General features: G+C 68.0%; 14 protein-coding genes. 5 read left to right on the top strand and 9 right to left on the bottom strand.

Annotated elements, in window-relative coordinates:
• Positions 1–140 precede the first annotated feature (140 nt).
• Together G3O06_RS05695 and G3O06_RS05690 are read left to right on the top strand one after the other, a co-directional pair.
• Positions 141–977, top strand: coding sequence for a response regulator (locus G3O06_RS05695; protein ID WP_174967082.1), 837 nt, complete (start codon positions 141–143; stop codon positions 975–977).
• Positions 970–3,318, top strand: coding sequence for a sensor histidine kinase (locus G3O06_RS05690; protein WP_205815360.1), 2,349 nt, complete (start codon positions 970–972; stop codon positions 3,316–3,318). The genes G3O06_RS05695 and G3O06_RS05690 overlap by 8 nt, the downstream gene beginning before the upstream one ends.
• 134 nt (positions 3,319–3,452) lie before the next feature.
• Here G3O06_RS05690 and yjfF read toward each other — a convergent pair whose 3' ends face one another.
• From yjfF to G3O06_RS05655, 7 genes are all read right to left on the bottom strand, one after another.
• A complete protein-coding gene (gene yjfF, locus G3O06_RS05685; protein WP_205815359.1) occupies positions 3,453–4,541 on the bottom strand; it encodes a galactofuranose ABC transporter, permease protein YjfF in 1,089 nt (362 codons plus the stop codon).
• A complete protein-coding gene (locus G3O06_RS05680) occupies positions 4,538–5,578 on the bottom strand; it encodes an ABC transporter permease (RefSeq protein ID WP_205815358.1) in 1,041 nt (346 codons plus the stop codon). The genes yjfF and G3O06_RS05680 overlap by 4 nt, the downstream gene beginning before the upstream one ends.
• Positions 5,575–7,089: a sugar ABC transporter ATP-binding protein gene (locus tag G3O06_RS05675; RefSeq protein WP_205815357.1), complete on the bottom strand. Its 1,515-nt coding sequence runs from the start codon at positions 7,087–7,089 to the stop codon at positions 5,575–5,577. The genes G3O06_RS05680 and G3O06_RS05675 overlap by 4 nt, the downstream gene beginning before the upstream one ends.
• Before the next feature lie 73 nt (positions 7,090–7,162).
• Positions 7,163–8,125 (bottom strand): ABC transporter substrate-binding protein, encoded by a 963-nt coding sequence (locus G3O06_RS05670; RefSeq protein WP_174981650.1) that lies wholly within the window; start codon positions 8,123–8,125, stop codon positions 7,163–7,165.
• Positions 8,126–8,538: 413 nt separating this feature from the next.
• Positions 8,539–9,390: a pirin family protein gene (locus G3O06_RS05665; protein WP_205815356.1), complete on the bottom strand. Its 852-nt coding sequence runs from the start codon at positions 9,388–9,390 to the stop codon at positions 8,539–8,541.
• Between the two features lie 36 nt (positions 9,391–9,426).
• Complete coding sequence (locus tag G3O06_RS05660; protein ID WP_174996674.1) at positions 9,427–10,032, bottom strand: FMN-dependent NADH-azoreductase; 606 nt, start codon at positions 10,030–10,032, stop codon at positions 9,427–9,429.
• Between the two features lie 21 nt (positions 10,033–10,053).
• Positions 10,054–10,632: a YceI family protein gene (locus G3O06_RS05655; RefSeq protein WP_205815355.1), complete on the bottom strand. Its 579-nt coding sequence runs from the start codon at positions 10,630–10,632 to the stop codon at positions 10,054–10,056.
• 117 nt (positions 10,633–10,749) lie between these two features.
• On the opposite strand from G3O06_RS05655, the gene G3O06_RS05650 reads away from it, so the two are divergent.
• A complete protein-coding gene (locus tag G3O06_RS05650; RefSeq protein ID WP_174967091.1) occupies positions 10,750–11,673 on the top strand; it encodes a LysR family transcriptional regulator in 924 nt (307 codons plus the stop codon).
• Between the two features lie 243 nt (positions 11,674–11,916).
• On the opposite strand, the gene G3O06_RS05645 is transcribed toward G3O06_RS05650, so the two are convergent.
• Together G3O06_RS05645 and G3O06_RS05640 are read right to left on the bottom strand one after the other, a co-directional pair.
• A complete protein-coding gene (locus G3O06_RS05645) occupies positions 11,917–12,144 on the bottom strand; it encodes a hypothetical protein (protein ID WP_174996672.1) in 228 nt (75 codons plus the stop codon).
• Between the two features lie 15 nt (positions 12,145–12,159).
• Positions 12,160–12,444 (bottom strand): DUF4148 domain-containing protein, encoded by a 285-nt coding sequence (locus G3O06_RS05640; RefSeq protein ID WP_174967093.1) that lies wholly within the window; start codon positions 12,442–12,444, stop codon positions 12,160–12,162.
• Between the two features lie 269 nt (positions 12,445–12,713).
• Here G3O06_RS05640 and G3O06_RS05635 point away from each other — a divergent pair, with 269 nt between their 5' ends.
• Positions 12,714–15,941: an efflux RND transporter permease subunit gene (locus G3O06_RS05635; RefSeq protein ID WP_205815354.1), complete on the top strand. Its 3,228-nt coding sequence runs from the start codon at positions 12,714–12,716 to the stop codon at positions 15,939–15,941.
• Between the two features lie 49 nt (positions 15,942–15,990).
• The coding region (locus G3O06_RS05630) for a hypothetical protein (RefSeq protein ID WP_205815429.1) at positions 15,991–16,243 on the top strand (253 nt) is incomplete at its 3' end.

The following is a 16,243-nucleotide window of genomic DNA, read 5'->3' as shown; positions in this document are numbered from 1 at the left end:
ACACCTTGTCGCACAAGCCCCCACGAGACACACGGAATCCTCACAGTCAGCGCTGTTGTCGGCATATAATTTTTCGCAACAATCGTGCAGACCGCGATGCCCTTCATCTGACCGGCCACCCTTCCAACGCATTCGCAACCATGTCATCCCGCTCGTCCAGTCCGGCATCGCCTCGTCCCACGCCGGATCTCGCTGACGCACATATTCTTGTCGTCGACGATCGCCCGAACGACTTGCGGCTCCTGACCGAAATCCTGCGTGCCGCACGGTGCCGGATCAGCGTCGCGTTCGACGGGCTGCAGGCCTATCACCGTGCCCAGGCGATCGCGCCCGACCTGATCCTGATGGATGTCCGCATGCCGCGCATGGACGGCTTCGCCGCGTGCCGGCTGCTGGCGTCGACCCCTGCGACGCAATCGATCCCGGTCATCATCCTGACGGCCGCGGGCGATCTCGAGGATCGCATCGCCGGGCTCGAGACCGGCGCGATCGACTACATCATCAAGCCGTTCGAGCCGACCGAAGTGCTGGCCCGGATCCGCAATCACCTGAAGCGGGCACGGCGCAGCCAGCCGTTCGCACATCTGCCCGAGCTGCCCGACAACCCGGATGCGGCGCTCGTGCGCGCGGCGTCCGAGGTCCTGCTGCGCGACCTGCGCCACCCGCCGGCGCTCGAGGAGCTCGCGAGGCAGGTCGGCACGCATGAAAAGCGCCTGTCCCGCGTGTTCCGCGACCATCTCGGCCAGACCGTGTTCGAATATCTGCGCGACACGCGCCTGCGCGCCGCGATGCATTTCCTCGCGGAGACGTCGATGGGGATCGGCGACATCGCCGAGGAAATCGGCTTTTCCACGCCCGGCAACTTCGCAACCGCGTTCCGCGAACGCTTCGGCATCACGCCGTCCGACTGGCGGCGCCAGCGCCATGCGGTCAATGCTCCCCCCGCCACGCCCGGGGAGCACCATCACGATGCTTAGGCGCCACGCGGCGTGGGCGGCCGGATGTCGCGCGGTGCTGCTGCTTCTGCTCGCGATGGCCGTCACCTGTGCGACCGCGCGCGCCGCGCCGGTGCCGGATCCGGCGCAACTGGACGCCGTGTCGGTATTGGAAGACGCAAGCACGACGATGTCAGCCGCCCAGGTCGCCGCACGGCTCGCCGATCCGGTTAATGGCACGCCGTTGGCAGGCACGTCGACGTTCAACGTCGAGTTCTCGCGATCGGCGTGGTGGATCCGCGCGACGCTGACCAACCGCGACAGCGTCGCGCGCCCGCTGGTGCTCGCGATTCGCGACGCACGGGTCGACCAGGCGGACTTCTATATCGGCCAGAACGGCCGGTGGACACTCGACAGCCGCTTCCCGGCCGCCGGCGCCGGCGGGGAAGCCGCCGCGCCGCCGTCGCGCTACCCGGTGCTCGACGTCACGCTGCGCGCCGGCGAAAGCGTCACCGTGCTGATCCGCGTCACGTCGCGCAAGGAAATGCGGCTCGCGCCGGTCGCGTTCACGCGTGCGGCGTGGGATGCGCTGGAACGGCGCGCGACGATGTGGGACTTCGGCTTCTTCGGCGGGCTGCTCGCGCTGATGTGGTGCGCGCTGCTGATCGGGTTCTTTTCGCGCAGCGGCGTGTTCCATGTGCTGGCCGCGGTGGCGCTGGGCACGACGCTGTTCGAAGCGGCTTACCGAGGCTATATCGCGATGGCGTTGCCGCCCGCGCTGCGTGAATGGTCGGCGCGCGGCGAAGTCATCTTCGCGTACCTGGCGGTCGGTTGCTTCTTCGTATTCATCCTGATGGTCGCCCGGCGCGAGCAGGCGCGGCTGCCGATGCGCGCGATCTACATGGCATTCGTCGCGCTCGAATGCGTCGGCATGATCGGCGCCGCATGCGGCGACCTGCTGACGTTCACGTGGTTCTGCCTGCGGCTGAACGCGGTGTCCGGAATCGTCAACATCAGTCTCGCGCTGCTGCTCGCGATCCGCCGGACGCCGACCGGCCGCGTGATGCTGATTGCTATCGCGATCGCCACCTTCAACATGCTGATCCGCGTGCTCGACGGCATGAACACGCTGCCGCCGGCGCTCGCCTGGCTGAAATCCGACATCTTCCCGAACCCCGTCCTCGCGGTCATCGGGCTCGCCACGCACCTGCTGGTGCTGGCCGCATGGATCCACCACGTGGGCCGCCAGCGCACCGAGGCGAGGAAACGGCTCGAACACTGGCAGATCACCGAACAGGATCGCCTGCGCGACGAAGTCGCACGACGCACGCTCGCGCTCAACGACGCGCTGCAACAGGTGACGACCCACATGCAGCAGAAGATCGAGACACTCGGCTACGTCAGCCACGACCTGCGTGCGCCGCTGTCCACGATCAACGGCTACGCGAAGCTGCTGCTGCAAGGCGCGACGCACGGCCAGGCGCGGCTGATCCGGTCGATCGACCGCAGCATCCGCTACCAGCTCACGCTGATCGACGAACTGCTCGCGTTCACGAAGGCCGAGCTGCAGCCGCTCGGCGTGTCGCCGGACGCGACCGACCTGCCCGGCCTGCTCGACGACATCGGCCACTACGCGGTCGCACTGTGCGCGCAGCAGGACAACCGGTTCGTCTACCGGCCGGCCACGCCGCTGCCGCGCACGGTGTCGATCGACGGCATGCGGCTGCAGCAGGTGCTGCTCAACCTGCTGTCCAATGCATCGAAGTTCACGCGCGACGGCACGGTCACGCTGTCGATTCATGCGTCGCGCGAAGGCGACACCTGGCGCCTGCTGTTCGAAGTCGCCGATACGGGGATCGGGATCGACATCAGCGGAAACCGCGACATCTTCCGCGCGTACCAGCAGGTGCAGGCCGTGAACGGCGGCACCGGGCTCGGCCTGTTCATCGCGCAGCGCATCGTCGGCGCGATGGGCGGCGAGCTGGCCGTCGCCAGCCAGCCGGGCATCGGCACGGCGTTCTCGTTCGCGTTTGTCGCGCCGGCCGTCGGGCACGCGCTCGTACCGGCGTCGGAGCTTCTCCGGCGGTTCCAACCGGACGGCGAGGCTGAGCCGGACATCCTCGCGCCCACCATGCCGTGCCCGCCCGACGATGCGCTCGACGCACTGATCCGGCTCGCCGACAATGGGCAGCTCACCGATATCGAGGAATGGCTCGGCCAGTATGCGGACGAGCCCGATTACGCAACCTTCGTGCGGGACGTGCGCGAGCACCTCGATACACTGGATCTGGACGCGATCGGGAAACTGGCCGGCTCGCTGAAACACGCGCGCAGCGCCGAAATGTCGTTCGACACGAAGGCCGACGCGGCCGGGCCGGTCTGACGGCGCGGGCGACCGCATCGCTCACGCTCGGGCCAGGCACCGGCCGGCCGCCGGGTTCGACGGCCCGCGCATCACATCGCCCACCGTCACGCCACGACGCTTCGTGCCGTTACCCCTGCCGGACGATACGCGCGCTACAGCCGCTGCATCGTCGAAACCAGCGCGGCATCCTCATCGGGCGATGCCGGTCGCGCCTGTGCGGGGCCGCGTTTCGGCCTCGGCGCCCCGAGCCCCGTGCCGCCCGTGCGCCGCCGCGCCGCGTGCCGTTCGATCACCCGTTGCAGCACGCAGAACACGCACAGCAGCGCGCCGATCACGATCCGCGTCCACCACGAACTCAACGTGCCGTCGAACGTGATCAGCACCTGGATCGTGCCGAGAATGCCGACACCGAACACCGAGCCGATCACGTAGCCCACGCCACCCGTCAGCAGCGTGCCGCCGATCACGGTCGCGGCGATCGCATCGAGTTCCATCCCCTGTGCCTGCAGCCCGTAACCCGACAGCACATACAGCGTGAACACCACACCGCCGAGCGCCGAACAGAAGCCGCTCAACGCGTACACGCCGATCTTCGTGCGCGCGACCGGCAGCCCCATCAGCAGCGCCGAACGCTCGTTGCCGCCGATCGCGTACACGTTGCGGCCGAAGCGCGTGAAATGCGCAACGTAGATCGCGCCGCCCAGCGTCGCGAGCGCGATCAGCGCACCTGCGCTCAGCGTGCCGCCGCCCACCGGCACGCTGATGCCAGCGATCGCATGGAACACCGGCTCGTTGATCGTGATCGACTGCGTCGTGATCAGGAAGCACGCGCCGCGCGCGAGGAACATCCCGGCCAGCGTGACGATGAACGGTTGCAGCCGGAAGTAATGGATCAATGCGCCCATCGCCGCGCCGTACAGCGCGCCGAACGCGAGCACCAGCGGCACGATCACCCACACGGGCCAGTGCAGCCGCTCGGCGCCGACCGCGCAGAAGATGGTCGTCAGCGCGACGACCGAGCCGACCGACAGGTCGATGCCGCCCGACACGATCACGAACGTCATCCCGATCGCGACGATCAGCAGGAATGCGTTGTCGACGAGCAGCCCGGTGAGCACCTGCATCGAGAAAAAGCCCGTGTACGTCACGGACCCGAAGCCGAACAGCGCGGCGAACAGCACGATCGTCACGACGATCGGCAGCGTGCGCGGGTCGGCAAGCCGGCCAAGGAGTCGGTTCATCGCGGCGTCGCTCCGGAAGTGGCGCGCGAACGCGCGGAAGACAGCAGCCGCGACGCGTGCCGGACGACCAGCGCGCGCGCCGCGTCCGACTGGATCAGCGTCACGACGATCACGACGACCGCCTTGACGACGAGCGTCGCCTCCGGCGGCACGCCGATCGAATAGGTCGTGTAGGTGAGCGTCTGGATGATCAGCGCGCCGAGCACCGAGCCCGCGAGGCTGAAGCGGCCGCCGAGCAGCGACGTGCCGCCGAGCGTCACCGCGAGGATCGCGTCGAGTTCGAGCAGCAGCCCCGCGTTGTTGCCGTCGGCGCTACGCACGTTCGAGCTCGCGAGGATGCCGGCGAGCGCCGACATCGCGCCGGAACACAGATACACGCCGAACACGACCGCGCCCGAGCGCAACCCGACGAGCCGCGTCGCGACCGGGTTCACGCCGATCGCGCGGATGAACAGCCCGAGCGCCGTGCGGTTCACCAGCAGCGCGGTCGCGGCGATCGTCGCGACAGCGATCCACACCGCGCACGGCACGGCCGCGAGATAGCCGCCGCCGAGCGCGAGGTAGCCGGGCGCGCCGATCGGGATGATCTGGCCGCCCGTCAGCAGTTGCGCGATGCCGCGGCCGGCCACCATCAGGATCAGTGTCGCGATGATCGGCTGCATCCCGACGAATGCGACGAGCAGCCCGTTCCACGCGCCCGCGAGCAGCCCGACGCCGAGTGCGGCGGCCAGCGCCAGGCCGACCCGCGACGGGTCCGCATCGAGCACGATCGCCGCGGCAGCCCCCGCGATTGCGACGATCGCGCCGACCGAGATGTCGATCCCGCGCGTCGCGATCACGAGCGTCATCCCGAGCGACACGATCACGAGCGGCGCCGCGCGGTTCAGGATGTCGACCGGCGCGCCGAACAGGTGACCGTCGAGCAGCGTGATCGACAGGAAGCCCGGGCGATGCGCGACGTCGAGCGCGAACAGCAGCACGAGCGTCAGCACGGGCCATACGAGCGAGTGACGGAACAGTGTGCGCAGCAGCGTCATGACTGGCCTCCCGCGATCAACCGGTAAACCTGCTCCTCGGATGCGTCGGCACCGGTCAGTTCGGCGACCTTGCGACGATCGCGCAACACCGCGATCCGGTGGCTCACGCGCACGACTTCACTGATCTCCGACGAGATGAACAGGATCGCGAGCCCCTGCGCGCACAGCGCAAGCACGCGCTCCATGATGTCGAACTTCGCGGCGACGTCGATGCCGCGCGTCGGCTCGTCGAGGATCAGCAGCTTCGGTTCCGTCGCGAGCCAGCGCGCGAGCAGCACCTTCTGCTGGTTGCCGCCCGACAGCAGGCCGATCGGCTGCTCCGCGTCGCGCGCCTTGATGCCGAGCCGCGCGATGTACGTATCGGCGAGCTCGCGCTGGCGCGCACGCCCGATCAGCCGCCACCAGCCGCGCCGCGCCTGCAGCGCGAGGACGATGTTCTCGCGGATCGACAGCGCGGCGACGATGCCCTCCTTCTTGCGGTCCTCCGGGCAGTACGCGATCCCGTGCCGCACCGCGTCGTGCGGCGACGCGAGCCGCGTGCGCGCGCCGTCGATCTCGATCGCGCCGGTGTCCGTGCGTTCCGCCGCGAATGCCAGCTGCGCGGTTTCGGTGCGCCCCGAGCCGAGCAGCCCGGCCAGCCCGACGATCTCGCCGGGCCGCACGTCGAGGTCGAGCGGGCTCATCATCCCGCGCCGCCCGACCTGCTGCATCGACAGGAACGGTTCCGCCTCGCCGGCGGTGCGCTCGACGGCCGCGGCGCCCGCCTGCAGCGTGTCGGACATCCGCTCGCGGCCGGTCATTTTCGCGACGAGCACATCGACCGGCAGGTCGCGCGCCAGGTACTCGCCTTCGCGCTCGCCGTTGCGCATCACGGTGATCCGGTCCGACACCGCATAGGTCTGCTCGAGAAAGTGCGTGACGAACAGGATCGCGATGCCCGACGCCTTCAGGCGGCGCAGCACGTCGAACAGCCGCGCGACCTCGCCGTCGTCGAGGCTCGACGTCGGTTCGTCGAGGATCAGCACGCGCGCGTCGACCGACACGGCCCGTGCGATCGCGACCATCTGCTGCACCGCGATCGGATACGCGTCGAGCGAGCGCGTGACGTCGAGCGACAGGTCGAGTTCGGCCAGCGCGGCGCGCGAGCGCGCATGGATCGTGTTCCAGTCGATCGCGCCCCGCCGCATCGGCTGCCGACCCGCGAAGATGTTCTCCGCGACCGACAGGTTCGCGCACAGGTTCACTTCCTGGTAGAGCGTCTGGATGCCGGCCGCCTCGGCCTCGCGCGGCGCGGCGAAGCGCACGGGCTCACCGCCGACGCGAATCTCGCCCGCGTCGTGCGCATGCACGCCGGTGAGCACGTTGATCAGCGTCGACTTGCCCGCGCCGTTCTGGCCCATCAGCGCGTGGATCTCGCCCGGAAACAGCCGGAAGTCCACGCGCTGCAGCGCGCTGACGCCCGGAAACGACTTGTCGATGCCGATCATCTCGACCACCGGCGGATTCGTCATGAACCCTCCCTCGGAGCGGTTGCCATCCGGGCGGCCGCCACGCCGCCGCCCGTGCCGGATTGTCAGCGCGTGCTCAGTACTTGCGGGTCGGCAGCACCTGCGCCGCGACGTTCATCGGGAACACGGTCTCGTTCGTGACGATGCGCTTGGGCAGCGGCTTGCCGGCGACGACGTCCTTCACCGCGCTCATCAGTTGCGGGCCGAGCAGCGGGCTGCATTCGACGTCGACGTTGATCTTGCCGGCGACCATCGCCTGGAAACCGCCCTTGGTCGCGTCGAACGACACGACGCTCACGTCCTTGCCGGGCTTGATCCCCGCTTCCTCCATCGCCTGGATCGCGCCGAGCGCCATGTCGTCGTTGTGCGCGTAGACGACGTTGATCTGCTTGCCGTAGGTCTTCGCGAACGCTTCCATCACCTGCTTGCCGCCGGCGAGCGTGAAATCGCCGCTCTGCGACGCGATCACCTTGAATTTCGGATTGCTCTTGATCACTTCGAGCAGGCCGGCACGCCGGTCGTTGGCCGGTGCCGAACCGACCGTGCCCTGCAGCTCGACGATGTTGATCGGGCCTGCGTCATTCTTGTAATGCTCTTCCATCCAGTGGCCGGCGCGCCGCCCTTCCTCGAGGAAGTCCGAACCGATCATCGTCACGTACAGCGACGGATCCTTCACGTCGACCCCGCGGTCGGTCAGGATCACCGGGATGTGCGCGGCCTTCGCTTCGGTCAGCACGGGCTCCCAGCCCGATTCGACGACCGGCGAGAACGCGATCACGTCGACCTTCTGCGCGATGAACGAGCGGATCGCACGAATCTGGTTCTCCTGCTTCTGCTGCGCATCCGAGAATTTCAGGTTGATGCCGGCGTCCTTCGCCGCGCCCTTCACCGACACGGTGTTCGCGGTGCGCCACGCGCTCTCCGCGCCGACCTGCGAGAACCCGAGCGTGATCGGCTTCTGCTGCGCGTACGCGCCGCCAGCCAGCACCGTCGCCGCGGCAACGATCGCGCCGGCCGCCAGCTTCCTGATGAATGTCATGGTTCGTCTCCGATGATGTCGTTGTCTGCCGCGGCGCTGTTCTGTTTCTGCGTGGGCCCGCGCGGGTCGGGGCTGTGACGGGCGGTGCATCGAGCCGGCCCGGTCTGCACGCCCCGCATCAGTCTAGAAACAAGCCCGATAACCTTCCAATGAAATATTGGATTGAGGCGATATCGAAATCGGCATACGTATAAACACCTAAGCACATGGAGACGATGGCTTCGGTGCGCCTGCGGGGTCGTTTTGAACGCGCGAAGGCCGGCGCATTCGGGGAATGCGCCGGCCACTTCACAAAGATATCGGCCTGCGTCGGGCAGAAAATGCCAGCCACTCGCCGGGCAGCGTGCGATGAGCGCCCGCCAGCAAGCCCGTACGTCGATGCCGTGCGCCGCCATGCAACAGCGCCTGCCGGATCAGCGCAACGCGCCCTTCGCGCGCAGTTCGTGGCCGATGCGCACGATCTCGCGCTCGCCCTCCACCAGCGCGGCTGCGCTCGTGTGCACCGAGTAGTTGCCCAGATGCAGATCGTGCGGATGCGGAACGGCCGTGCCGACCACGAAGCGCACATCGGTCACCGCTTCGAATTCGATCGCCGCGTCGGACGGGTCGAACACCACGAGTTCGCCCTGGCCGACCGGATCCGGTACGCGCAGGCTGCCGTCCATCACGGCGGTCCAGCCGACGCTGCAGCCCGGCTGCGGCCGGCAGGTCCAGCGCTCGCCGGCCTTGAGCTGCACGACGACGTAGTGGATGCCCGGCGGCGCATCGATCGGGCTGACCGCGTCGCCGCTGCGGCCGAGCAGCACGCGCGCCGGACCGTCCGACGGGATGTCGGCGATCGACAGATGCTGGCTGAAGGCCGGCGCCAGCTCGCGCTCCGGCGGCAATGCAACCCACAGCTGGAACACCTTGACCGGCGGCACGACGGTACCGGTATGCCAGACTCCGCGACCGGCGCTCATCCATTCGATGTCGCCCGCCACGGTCGTGCCTTCGTGGCCGGTGGATTCGGCATAGCTGCCTCGACCGTCGATCACGAGCGTGAGCGTGGCGATCCCCGAATGCGGATGCCAGCCGAAGCCCGACCCGATCGACGCTTGCGTATCGACCAGATCGAGAAAGACGAACGGCTTGATCATCTCGCCGACGTCGGACGGGCTCACCATCCGGACGATCGGCCCGTGCGCGCGGCCGCGCGTGCGGAAGATGACGTGACGGCTGGCGACGGCGACATCGACGTCGGCGGGCTGCGTGACAGGTGACATGGTGGTTCTCCGCTGGTCAGTCTCGGGCGCGTGGCATCAGGCCGCGAGCGCAGCCGCCGCTTCCTTCGCCGATGCGATGGCGCCGCTGCGCAGGTCCGGCCCCATCGCCACGCCTTCCGCGCGGATGAACGTGATGTCCGTGATGCCCAGGAAGCCGAACGCCGCTTTCAGATAGGTTTCCTGATGATCGAACGCCGCGGCAGGCGAACCTTCGCTGTACACGCCGCCGCGCGACGACGCAACGACCAGCTTCTTGCCGCCGCACAACCCGACCGGCCCGTTCTCGCCGTAACGGAACGTCGTGCCGGCCACCGAGATGCGGTCGATCCACGCCTTCAGTTGCGATGCGATGCCGAAGTTGTACATCGGCGCGCCGATCACCACGATGTCCGCCGCGAGAAATTCGTCGAGCGCGCGCTGGCCGATCTCGACGTCCGCCTTCAGCGCGTCGGAAATCGGGGCGCCTTGCGCGGCGGCCAGGTGGTCCGCCGTCAGATGGCCGATCGGCGTAGCGGCGAGATCGAGGCGCGTGACCGTGAGGCCCGGATCGCGGGCGCGGAACGTCGCGACGACTTCCGCCGACAGTTCGCGGCTGACGGAGCCCTGGCCGAGGATGCTGGAATCGATATGGAGCAGTTTCATGCGTGTGTTCTCCGAACGGAATTACTGTTTGAGCGCTTCGGCCGTGATCAGCAGCTTCGTCTTCATCCTGAAGCCGTACTGCTTGCCGTAGTCGAGGCCGAAATCGCTGCGGTCGAATTCGCCGACGGCGTCGACGCCGCACACTTCACGCTTGAGCATCGGGTGCGGCATGCACTTGAACGAATCGATCTTCAGCGTCACCGGCTTCGTGACGCCATGCAGCGTCAGGTTGCCGACCACCGACACCGGCTTGTCGCCGTTGAACTTGATCGTGCCCTTGTAGTTCGCCTGCGGGAACTTCGCGACGTCGAAGAATTCGGCCGTCTGCAGATGCTCGTCGAGCTTCGTACTGCCGGTGTGGATCGACGCGATGTCGGTCGTCACGTCGACCGTGCCCGTCTTCGCCGCGCGGTCAAGCGTCACGGTGCCGCTCGACTTGTCGAACTTGCCGCGCCAGACCGACAGGCCGCCCATGTGGTCAGCCTCGAAGCTCGGGTACGTGTGGCTCGGGTCGAACTGGTACGTGACGCTTTCGGCAAACGCCGGGAACGACAGCGACGCTGCCAGTGCGCCTGCGGCGATCATCAGATGCTTCTTCAACTCTTTCTCCCTGGAACGTAGAGGTTCGTCTGTAGTGTGAGAGCAGTATGAAGATTGAAGCTGCTTTACACTAGACGGATAAATAGGATTTGATTAATCCATTTTTGGAGGAATCCGATGCTCGATCTGAATGACCTCGCGCTGTTCGTCCAGGTCGTCCGCGCCGGCAGCTTCTCGGAAGCCGCGCGCCGCCTGCGCATGCCGGCCAATACGCTGAGCCGGCGCATCGACCAGCTCGAAGGGCAACTCGGCACGCGCCTGCTGCATCGCTCGACCCGCAAGCTCGCGCCGAGCACGGAGGGGCAGGCGCTGTTCGAGCGCTATGCGCCGGCGCTCGACCGGATCTTCGAGATCGAGCGGCTGCATGCGGACGGGCAGGAACCGTCCGGCACCGTGCGCGTGACGGCGATGGCCGGCCTGTTCGAAATTTTCCGGCTGGAATGGCTGGCCGAGTTCTATGCGCGCTATCCGCAGATCAGCATCGACTTCCTGCTCGACGACACGCCGTCCGATCTGATCGGCGAGCGCATCGACCTCGCCTTGCGCATGGGGATCGAGACCGGCAGCAGCTTTCGCGTGCGCCGGATCGCACCGGGCACGATGATCCTCGCCGCGAGCCCCGCCTATCTGGAACGGTGCGGCACGCCGCGCACGCCGCGCGAACTCGCCGACCACGACTGCCTGACGGTGTCCGGCCGCCAGGGCCGCAGCATGTGGCGCCTGCAGGGGCCGCGCGGCACCCAGGAAATCTCGATCGACAGCCGCTTCTCGGTCAACGACATGCGCGTGGTGGTGCAGGCCTGCATCGCCGGGCTCGGGGTCGCGCTGCTGCCGCAGTTGCTCGCGGAACCGGGCATCGAGCAAGGGAAGCTGGTGCGCGTGCTGCCCTCATATCGACGGTCGAGCAGCGACCTCGGGCTGCAGCTCGTCTACACGGGCCGCCCGCCGTTGGCGCCCGCTGTCACGGTGTTTGCCGATTTCCTGCTGGAGAAGCTGGGCGAGGCGCTGCCCGGGCAGTCGAAGCATCTCGCCGATCGGTAACGTTTCGTTGTTGCGCTAAGCGGAATTTCTTGTTGGATGCCGAATTTCGGCGATCGAACACTGCAGTGCGTCGCGTCGGGTATCGACTGGCGAAATACGCGGGCTTTGAGCCCCATCGCAGGGGACAGCCATGCCGGCAACAGGAAGATCCCTGCGGCGGCTGAAGTGTCGCCGAACACGCGTTGAGGAAGCGACCGCGAAACGCTGTCGCATGACGTCCGTCGCCGCAGCGCTCGACGACACTCAGCTCCGGCTGGTCGCGTCCTTCCTGCCCGTCTCGCCATGCCGGTTCGACGGGACGCCGGCAGCGGGCGGCCGCGCGTCGCCGGTCGCCCGCGTCGGGTTCAACTCGCGCAGCACGCTGGCGCGCCCGCCGTCGTCATCGGGAAGTTGCGGCTGCCCGCGCGCAAAGGCCGGCGCGACCGCCGCCGCGAGCAGCGCGGCGATCGCCAGTCGGGAAAGAACCTTCATTGCCCGACTCCCGCTTCACTGCGCGCTGACGGACGGCACCGGCGTCGATGCAGTCGCGGTCGCGGTGGCCTGCTCGCCGTGCGCGATCGCATAGAGTTCGCGATTGCGCGCAACCGTCTGTGTGCTCGGCGGATAGTCCCAGTTCGACGTCGGCACGGTGCCGTCGCGCTGCGCCTGGACCAGGTCGGCGATCACGTCGGCGCGCGTCAAGCCGGACGACGAAGTTTGTGCGAAGGCGGCCACCGGCGTGCCGATTGCGAGGGCGAGCAGCGCGGCGGCTGCGATCAGTCTGCGATTCATGATGAAACTCTCCAGAACGGTTCGATGAGGACGCATCGTCGATGCGCCGCCGGCGGGACCGCGGATGCGGTTCGCCGCCCGACACCTTCATTCTGGTGACCGCGGCCGGCACGACGCTGACCGCCGGATGACAGTTTTGAAATCTGCCGGCCCGCGCGCAGATAACGGTTTCGTAATCTTCGAGTCAGGGCCGGGTCAACGCGGCGCCGTCAGACTGCACGCTCGTCGCATCGAATGCGTCTTCCCTGCCCTGCTTCGAGGAAAACATCATGTGGATCGTCCGGCTGGCGTTGCGCAGGCCCTATACGTTCGTCGTGCTCGCGCTGCTGATCTTCATCGCGGGGGCGCTCGCGATCCTGCGCACGCCGACCGACATCTTCCCGAACATCAACATCCCGGTCGTCAGCATCGTGTGGTCGTACAACGGCTTCTCGGCCGAGGACATGGCCAAGCGCATCACGACGAACTACGAGCGCGCGCTGACCTCCGACGTCGACGACATCGAACATATCGAGTCGCAATCGCTGAACGGCGTGTCGGTCGTGAAGATCTTCTTCCACCCCGGTGCGGACATCAATCGCGCGATCGCGGAAGCGTCGAGCAACTCCGCGTCGATCTTGCGCATCCTGCCGCCCGGCACGCTGCCGCCGAACATCATCACGTACAACGCGTCGACGGTGCCGATCCTGCAGCTCGGGCTGTCGAGCAACACGCTTGCCGAGCAGCAGCTGTACGACCTCGGCAACAGCTTCATCCGCACGCAGCTCGCCACCGTCCAGGGCGCGGCCGTGCCGCTGCCGTTCGGCGGCAAGGTGCCCGAGGTCGTCGTCGATCTGAACATGCGCGCGTTGCAGGCCAAGGGGCTCGCGCCGATCGACGTGGTCAACGCGATCAACGCGCAGAACCTGATCCTGCCCGGCGGCACCGCGAAGATCGGCGGGCGCGAATACAACGTGCAGATGAACGGCAGCACGCAGACGGTCGCCGCGCTGAACGACCTGCCGGTCAAGACCGTCGGCGGCAACGTCGTCTATGTGCGCGACGTCGCCCACGTGCGTGACGGCTATGCACCGCAGACCAACATCGTGCGCAGCGACGGCAAGCGCGCGGCGCTGCTGACGGTCGAGAAGACCGGCAGCGCATCGACGCTCACGATCATCGGCCAGGTGAAGGCGCTGCTGCCGAAGATCGCGGCCGGCCTGCCGAAGGCGCTGCACATCACGCCGCTCGGCGACCAGTCGGTGTTCGTGAAATCGGCGATCCAGGGCGTCGCGCGCGAAGCGGTGATCGCCGCGTGCCTGACCGCGCTGATGATCCTGCTGTTCCTCGGCAGCTGGCGCGCGACGCTGATCATCGCGGTGACAATCCCGCTGGCGGTGCTGACATCGCTGTGCGCGCTGTCCGTGCTCGGCGAGACGATCAACATCATGACGCTCGGCGGGCTCGCGCTCGCGGTCGGGATTCTCGTCGACGACGCGACCGTCGCGATCGAGAACATCACGCATCACCTCGAGCGCGGCGCGCCGCTCGAGGAGGCGATCCTGACCGGCGCGGGCGAGATCGCGGTGCCGACCTTCGTGTCGACGTTGTCGATCTGCATCGTGTTCGCGCCGATGTTCCTGCTGACGGGCGTCGCGCGCTACCTGTTCGTGCCGATGGCCGAAGCGGTGATCTTTGCGATGATCGCGTCGTACTTCTTCTCGCGCACGCTGATCCCGACGCTCGCGATGGTGCTGATGCGCGCCAAGGGCCACGGCAAGCCGCCGCGCGGCGTGTTCGCCCGCTTCGCGCGTTTCCAGGCCGGCTTCGAGCGCCGCTTCGAGGCAGTGCGCGCGTGTTACCGCGCGTTGCTGTCGGCCGCGATCGCGAACCGGCGCCGCTTCGCGGCCGCGTTCCTGCTCGCGTGCGTCGCCTCTGCCGGCCTGTTCGCCGTCGCGGGGCAGGATTTCTTCCCGTCGGTCGATACCGGCGAGATCCGGCTGCACCTGCGCGCGCCGACCGGCACGCGGATCGAGCAGACCGCGCGCCTGACCGACGAAGTCGAGGCGCGAATCCGCTCGGCGATCCCGGCGAACGAACTGGCCGGCGTGCTCGACAACATCGGCGTACCGGTCAGCGGGATCAACCTGACCTACGACTCGTCCGACCCGATCGGCTCCGGCGACGCCGACATCATGATCACGCTGAAATCCAACCACCGCCCGACCGCGCAATACGTTACGCAGTTGCGCAATCTGCTGAACCAGGCGTTCCCCGGCGTGACCTTCGCGTTCCTGCCGGCCGATATCGTCAGCCAGATCCTCAACTTCGGGCTGCCCGCGCCGATCGACATCCAGATCGTCGGCAACAAGCTCGACCAGAACCGCGCGGTCGCGAACCGGCTGCTCGCGCAGCTGCGCGGCGTGCGCGGGCTTGTCGACGCACGCATCCAGCAGCCGGGCGACGAACCCGCGATCAACGTCGACGTCGATCGCACCAAGGCGATCCAGGCCGGGCTGCAGCAGCGCGACGTGTCGCAGAACCTGCTGATCGCGCTGTCCGGCAGCTCGCAGACCACGCCGAACTTCTGGCTGAACCCGGCCAACGGCGTCAGCTATCCGGTGCTGGTGCAGACGCCGCAATACGACGTCAACTCGCTGCAGTCGCTCGCAAACATCGCGATGCCGACCGCCGCGCAGTCGCCGCAAACGCCCGCGGGCGGCCCCGCGGCCGGCGCGCCCGTGCAGAACCTGCTCGGCACGCTGGGCACCTTCTCGCGCGCCGAACAGCAGGCCGTCGTGTCGCATTACAACGTGCAGCCGGTGCTCGACATCTTCGCGTCGGTACAGGATCGCGACCTCGGCGGCGTGACCGCCGACGTGACGAAGCTCGTCGACGCGGCACGCGCACAACTGCCGCCCGGCTCGTCGATCGTGCTGCGCGGCCAGGTGCAGGCGATGCACCAGTCGTTCGCGGGGCTGCTGAGCGGCCTCGTGCTCGCCATCGCGCTGGTCTACCTGCTGATGGTCGTCAATTTCCAGTCGTGGCTCGACCCGCTCGTGATCGTCAGCGGCCTGCCCGCGTCGCTCGCGGGCATCGCGTGGATGCTGTTCGTCACGAACACGACGCTGTCGGTGCCCGCGCTGACCGGCACGATCCTGTGCATCGGCATCGCGACGGCGAACAGCATCCTTGTCGTCAATGCGGCGCGCGAGCTGGTCGCCGCCGGAACACCACCGTGGCAGGCCGCGCTCGATGCGGGGTTCAGCCGCTTCCGCCCGGTCGTGATGACCGCGCTCGCGATGCTGATCGGCATGTTGCCGATGGCGCTCGGCCTCGGCGACGGCGGCGAACAGAACGCGCCGCTCGGCCGCGCGGTGATCGGCGGCCTTGCGTTCGGCACGGTGTCGACGCTGCTGTTCGTGCCCGTCGTGTTCGGCTTCGTCCATGCGTGGCTCGACCGGCGCCGCGACGCGGCTGCCGCACGCCGCGCGCAGGACACGCCGGTCCTGCCCTGATCGCGGATGCATGCCGCTTCCCTTCGACTCGCCCGACTTCGAAACCATCATGAACGACTCGACCGAATCCCTCGCCCCGCCGCCGGCTGCCGAAGCGGAGACGATGCCGCCCGACACGCCGCGGCCCCGACGCGGCCGCAAGCTGGCCGTGCCCGTTGCCGCCATTGCCGTCGCCGCCGCGCTGTCTTGCGGCACGTCGACGAACACGCGCAGCGTGTCGGTCTGCTCGAGGTGGAACAGTTCGCCCGACAGCCCCGGGCTGCCCGGCGTGCCGCCCGCCGTCACGAGCGTGCCGACGTCGA

The organism is Burkholderia sp. Ac-20345 (assembly GCF_017104825.1).
In the GTDB taxonomy this organism is placed as follows: Bacteria; Pseudomonadota; Gammaproteobacteria; order Burkholderiales; family Burkholderiaceae; genus Burkholderia; species Burkholderia lata_B.
The sequence above is the reverse complement of the archived record's forward strand: the minus strand, read 5'-3'. Positions and strand labels throughout refer to the sequence as shown.

Coding starts and splice junctions, on each gene's coding strand:
- G3O06_RS05695 (WP_174967082.1), top strand. CDS start 141: ATGTCATCCCGCTCGTCCAGTCCGGCATCGCCTCGTCCCACGCCGGAT.
- G3O06_RS05650 (WP_174967091.1), top strand. CDS start 10,750: ATGCTCGATCTGAATGACCTCGCGCTGTTCGTCCAGGTCGTCCGCGCC.
- G3O06_RS05670 (WP_174981650.1), bottom strand. CDS start 8,125: ATGACATTCATCAGGAAGCTGGCGGCCGGCGCGATCGTTGCCGCGGCG.
- G3O06_RS05690 (WP_205815360.1), top strand. CDS start 970: ATGCTTAGGCGCCACGCGGCGTGGGCGGCCGGATGTCGCGCGGTGCTG.
- G3O06_RS05675 (WP_205815357.1), bottom strand. CDS start 7,089: ATGACGAATCCGCCGGTGGTCGAGATGATCGGCATCGACAAGTCGTTT.
- G3O06_RS05635 (WP_205815354.1), top strand. CDS start 12,714: ATGTGGATCGTCCGGCTGGCGTTGCGCAGGCCCTATACGTTCGTCGTG.
- G3O06_RS05645 (WP_174996672.1), bottom strand. CDS start 12,144: ATGAAGGTTCTTTCCCGACTGGCGATCGCCGCGCTGCTCGCGGCGGCG.
- G3O06_RS05665 (WP_205815356.1), bottom strand. CDS start 9,390: ATGTCACCTGTCACGCAGCCCGCCGACGTCGATGTCGCCGTCGCCAGC.
- G3O06_RS05660 (WP_174996674.1), bottom strand. CDS start 10,032: ATGAAACTGCTCCATATCGATTCCAGCATCCTCGGCCAGGGCTCCGTC.
- yjfF (WP_205815359.1), bottom strand. CDS start 4,541: ATGAACCGACTCCTTGGCCGGCTTGCCGACCCGCGCACGCTGCCGATC.
- G3O06_RS05640 (WP_174967093.1), bottom strand. CDS start 12,444: ATGAATCGCAGACTGATCGCAGCCGCCGCGCTGCTCGCCCTCGCAATC.
- G3O06_RS05680 (WP_205815358.1), bottom strand. CDS start 5,578: ATGACGCTGCTGCGCACACTGTTCCGTCACTCGCTCGTATGGCCCGTG.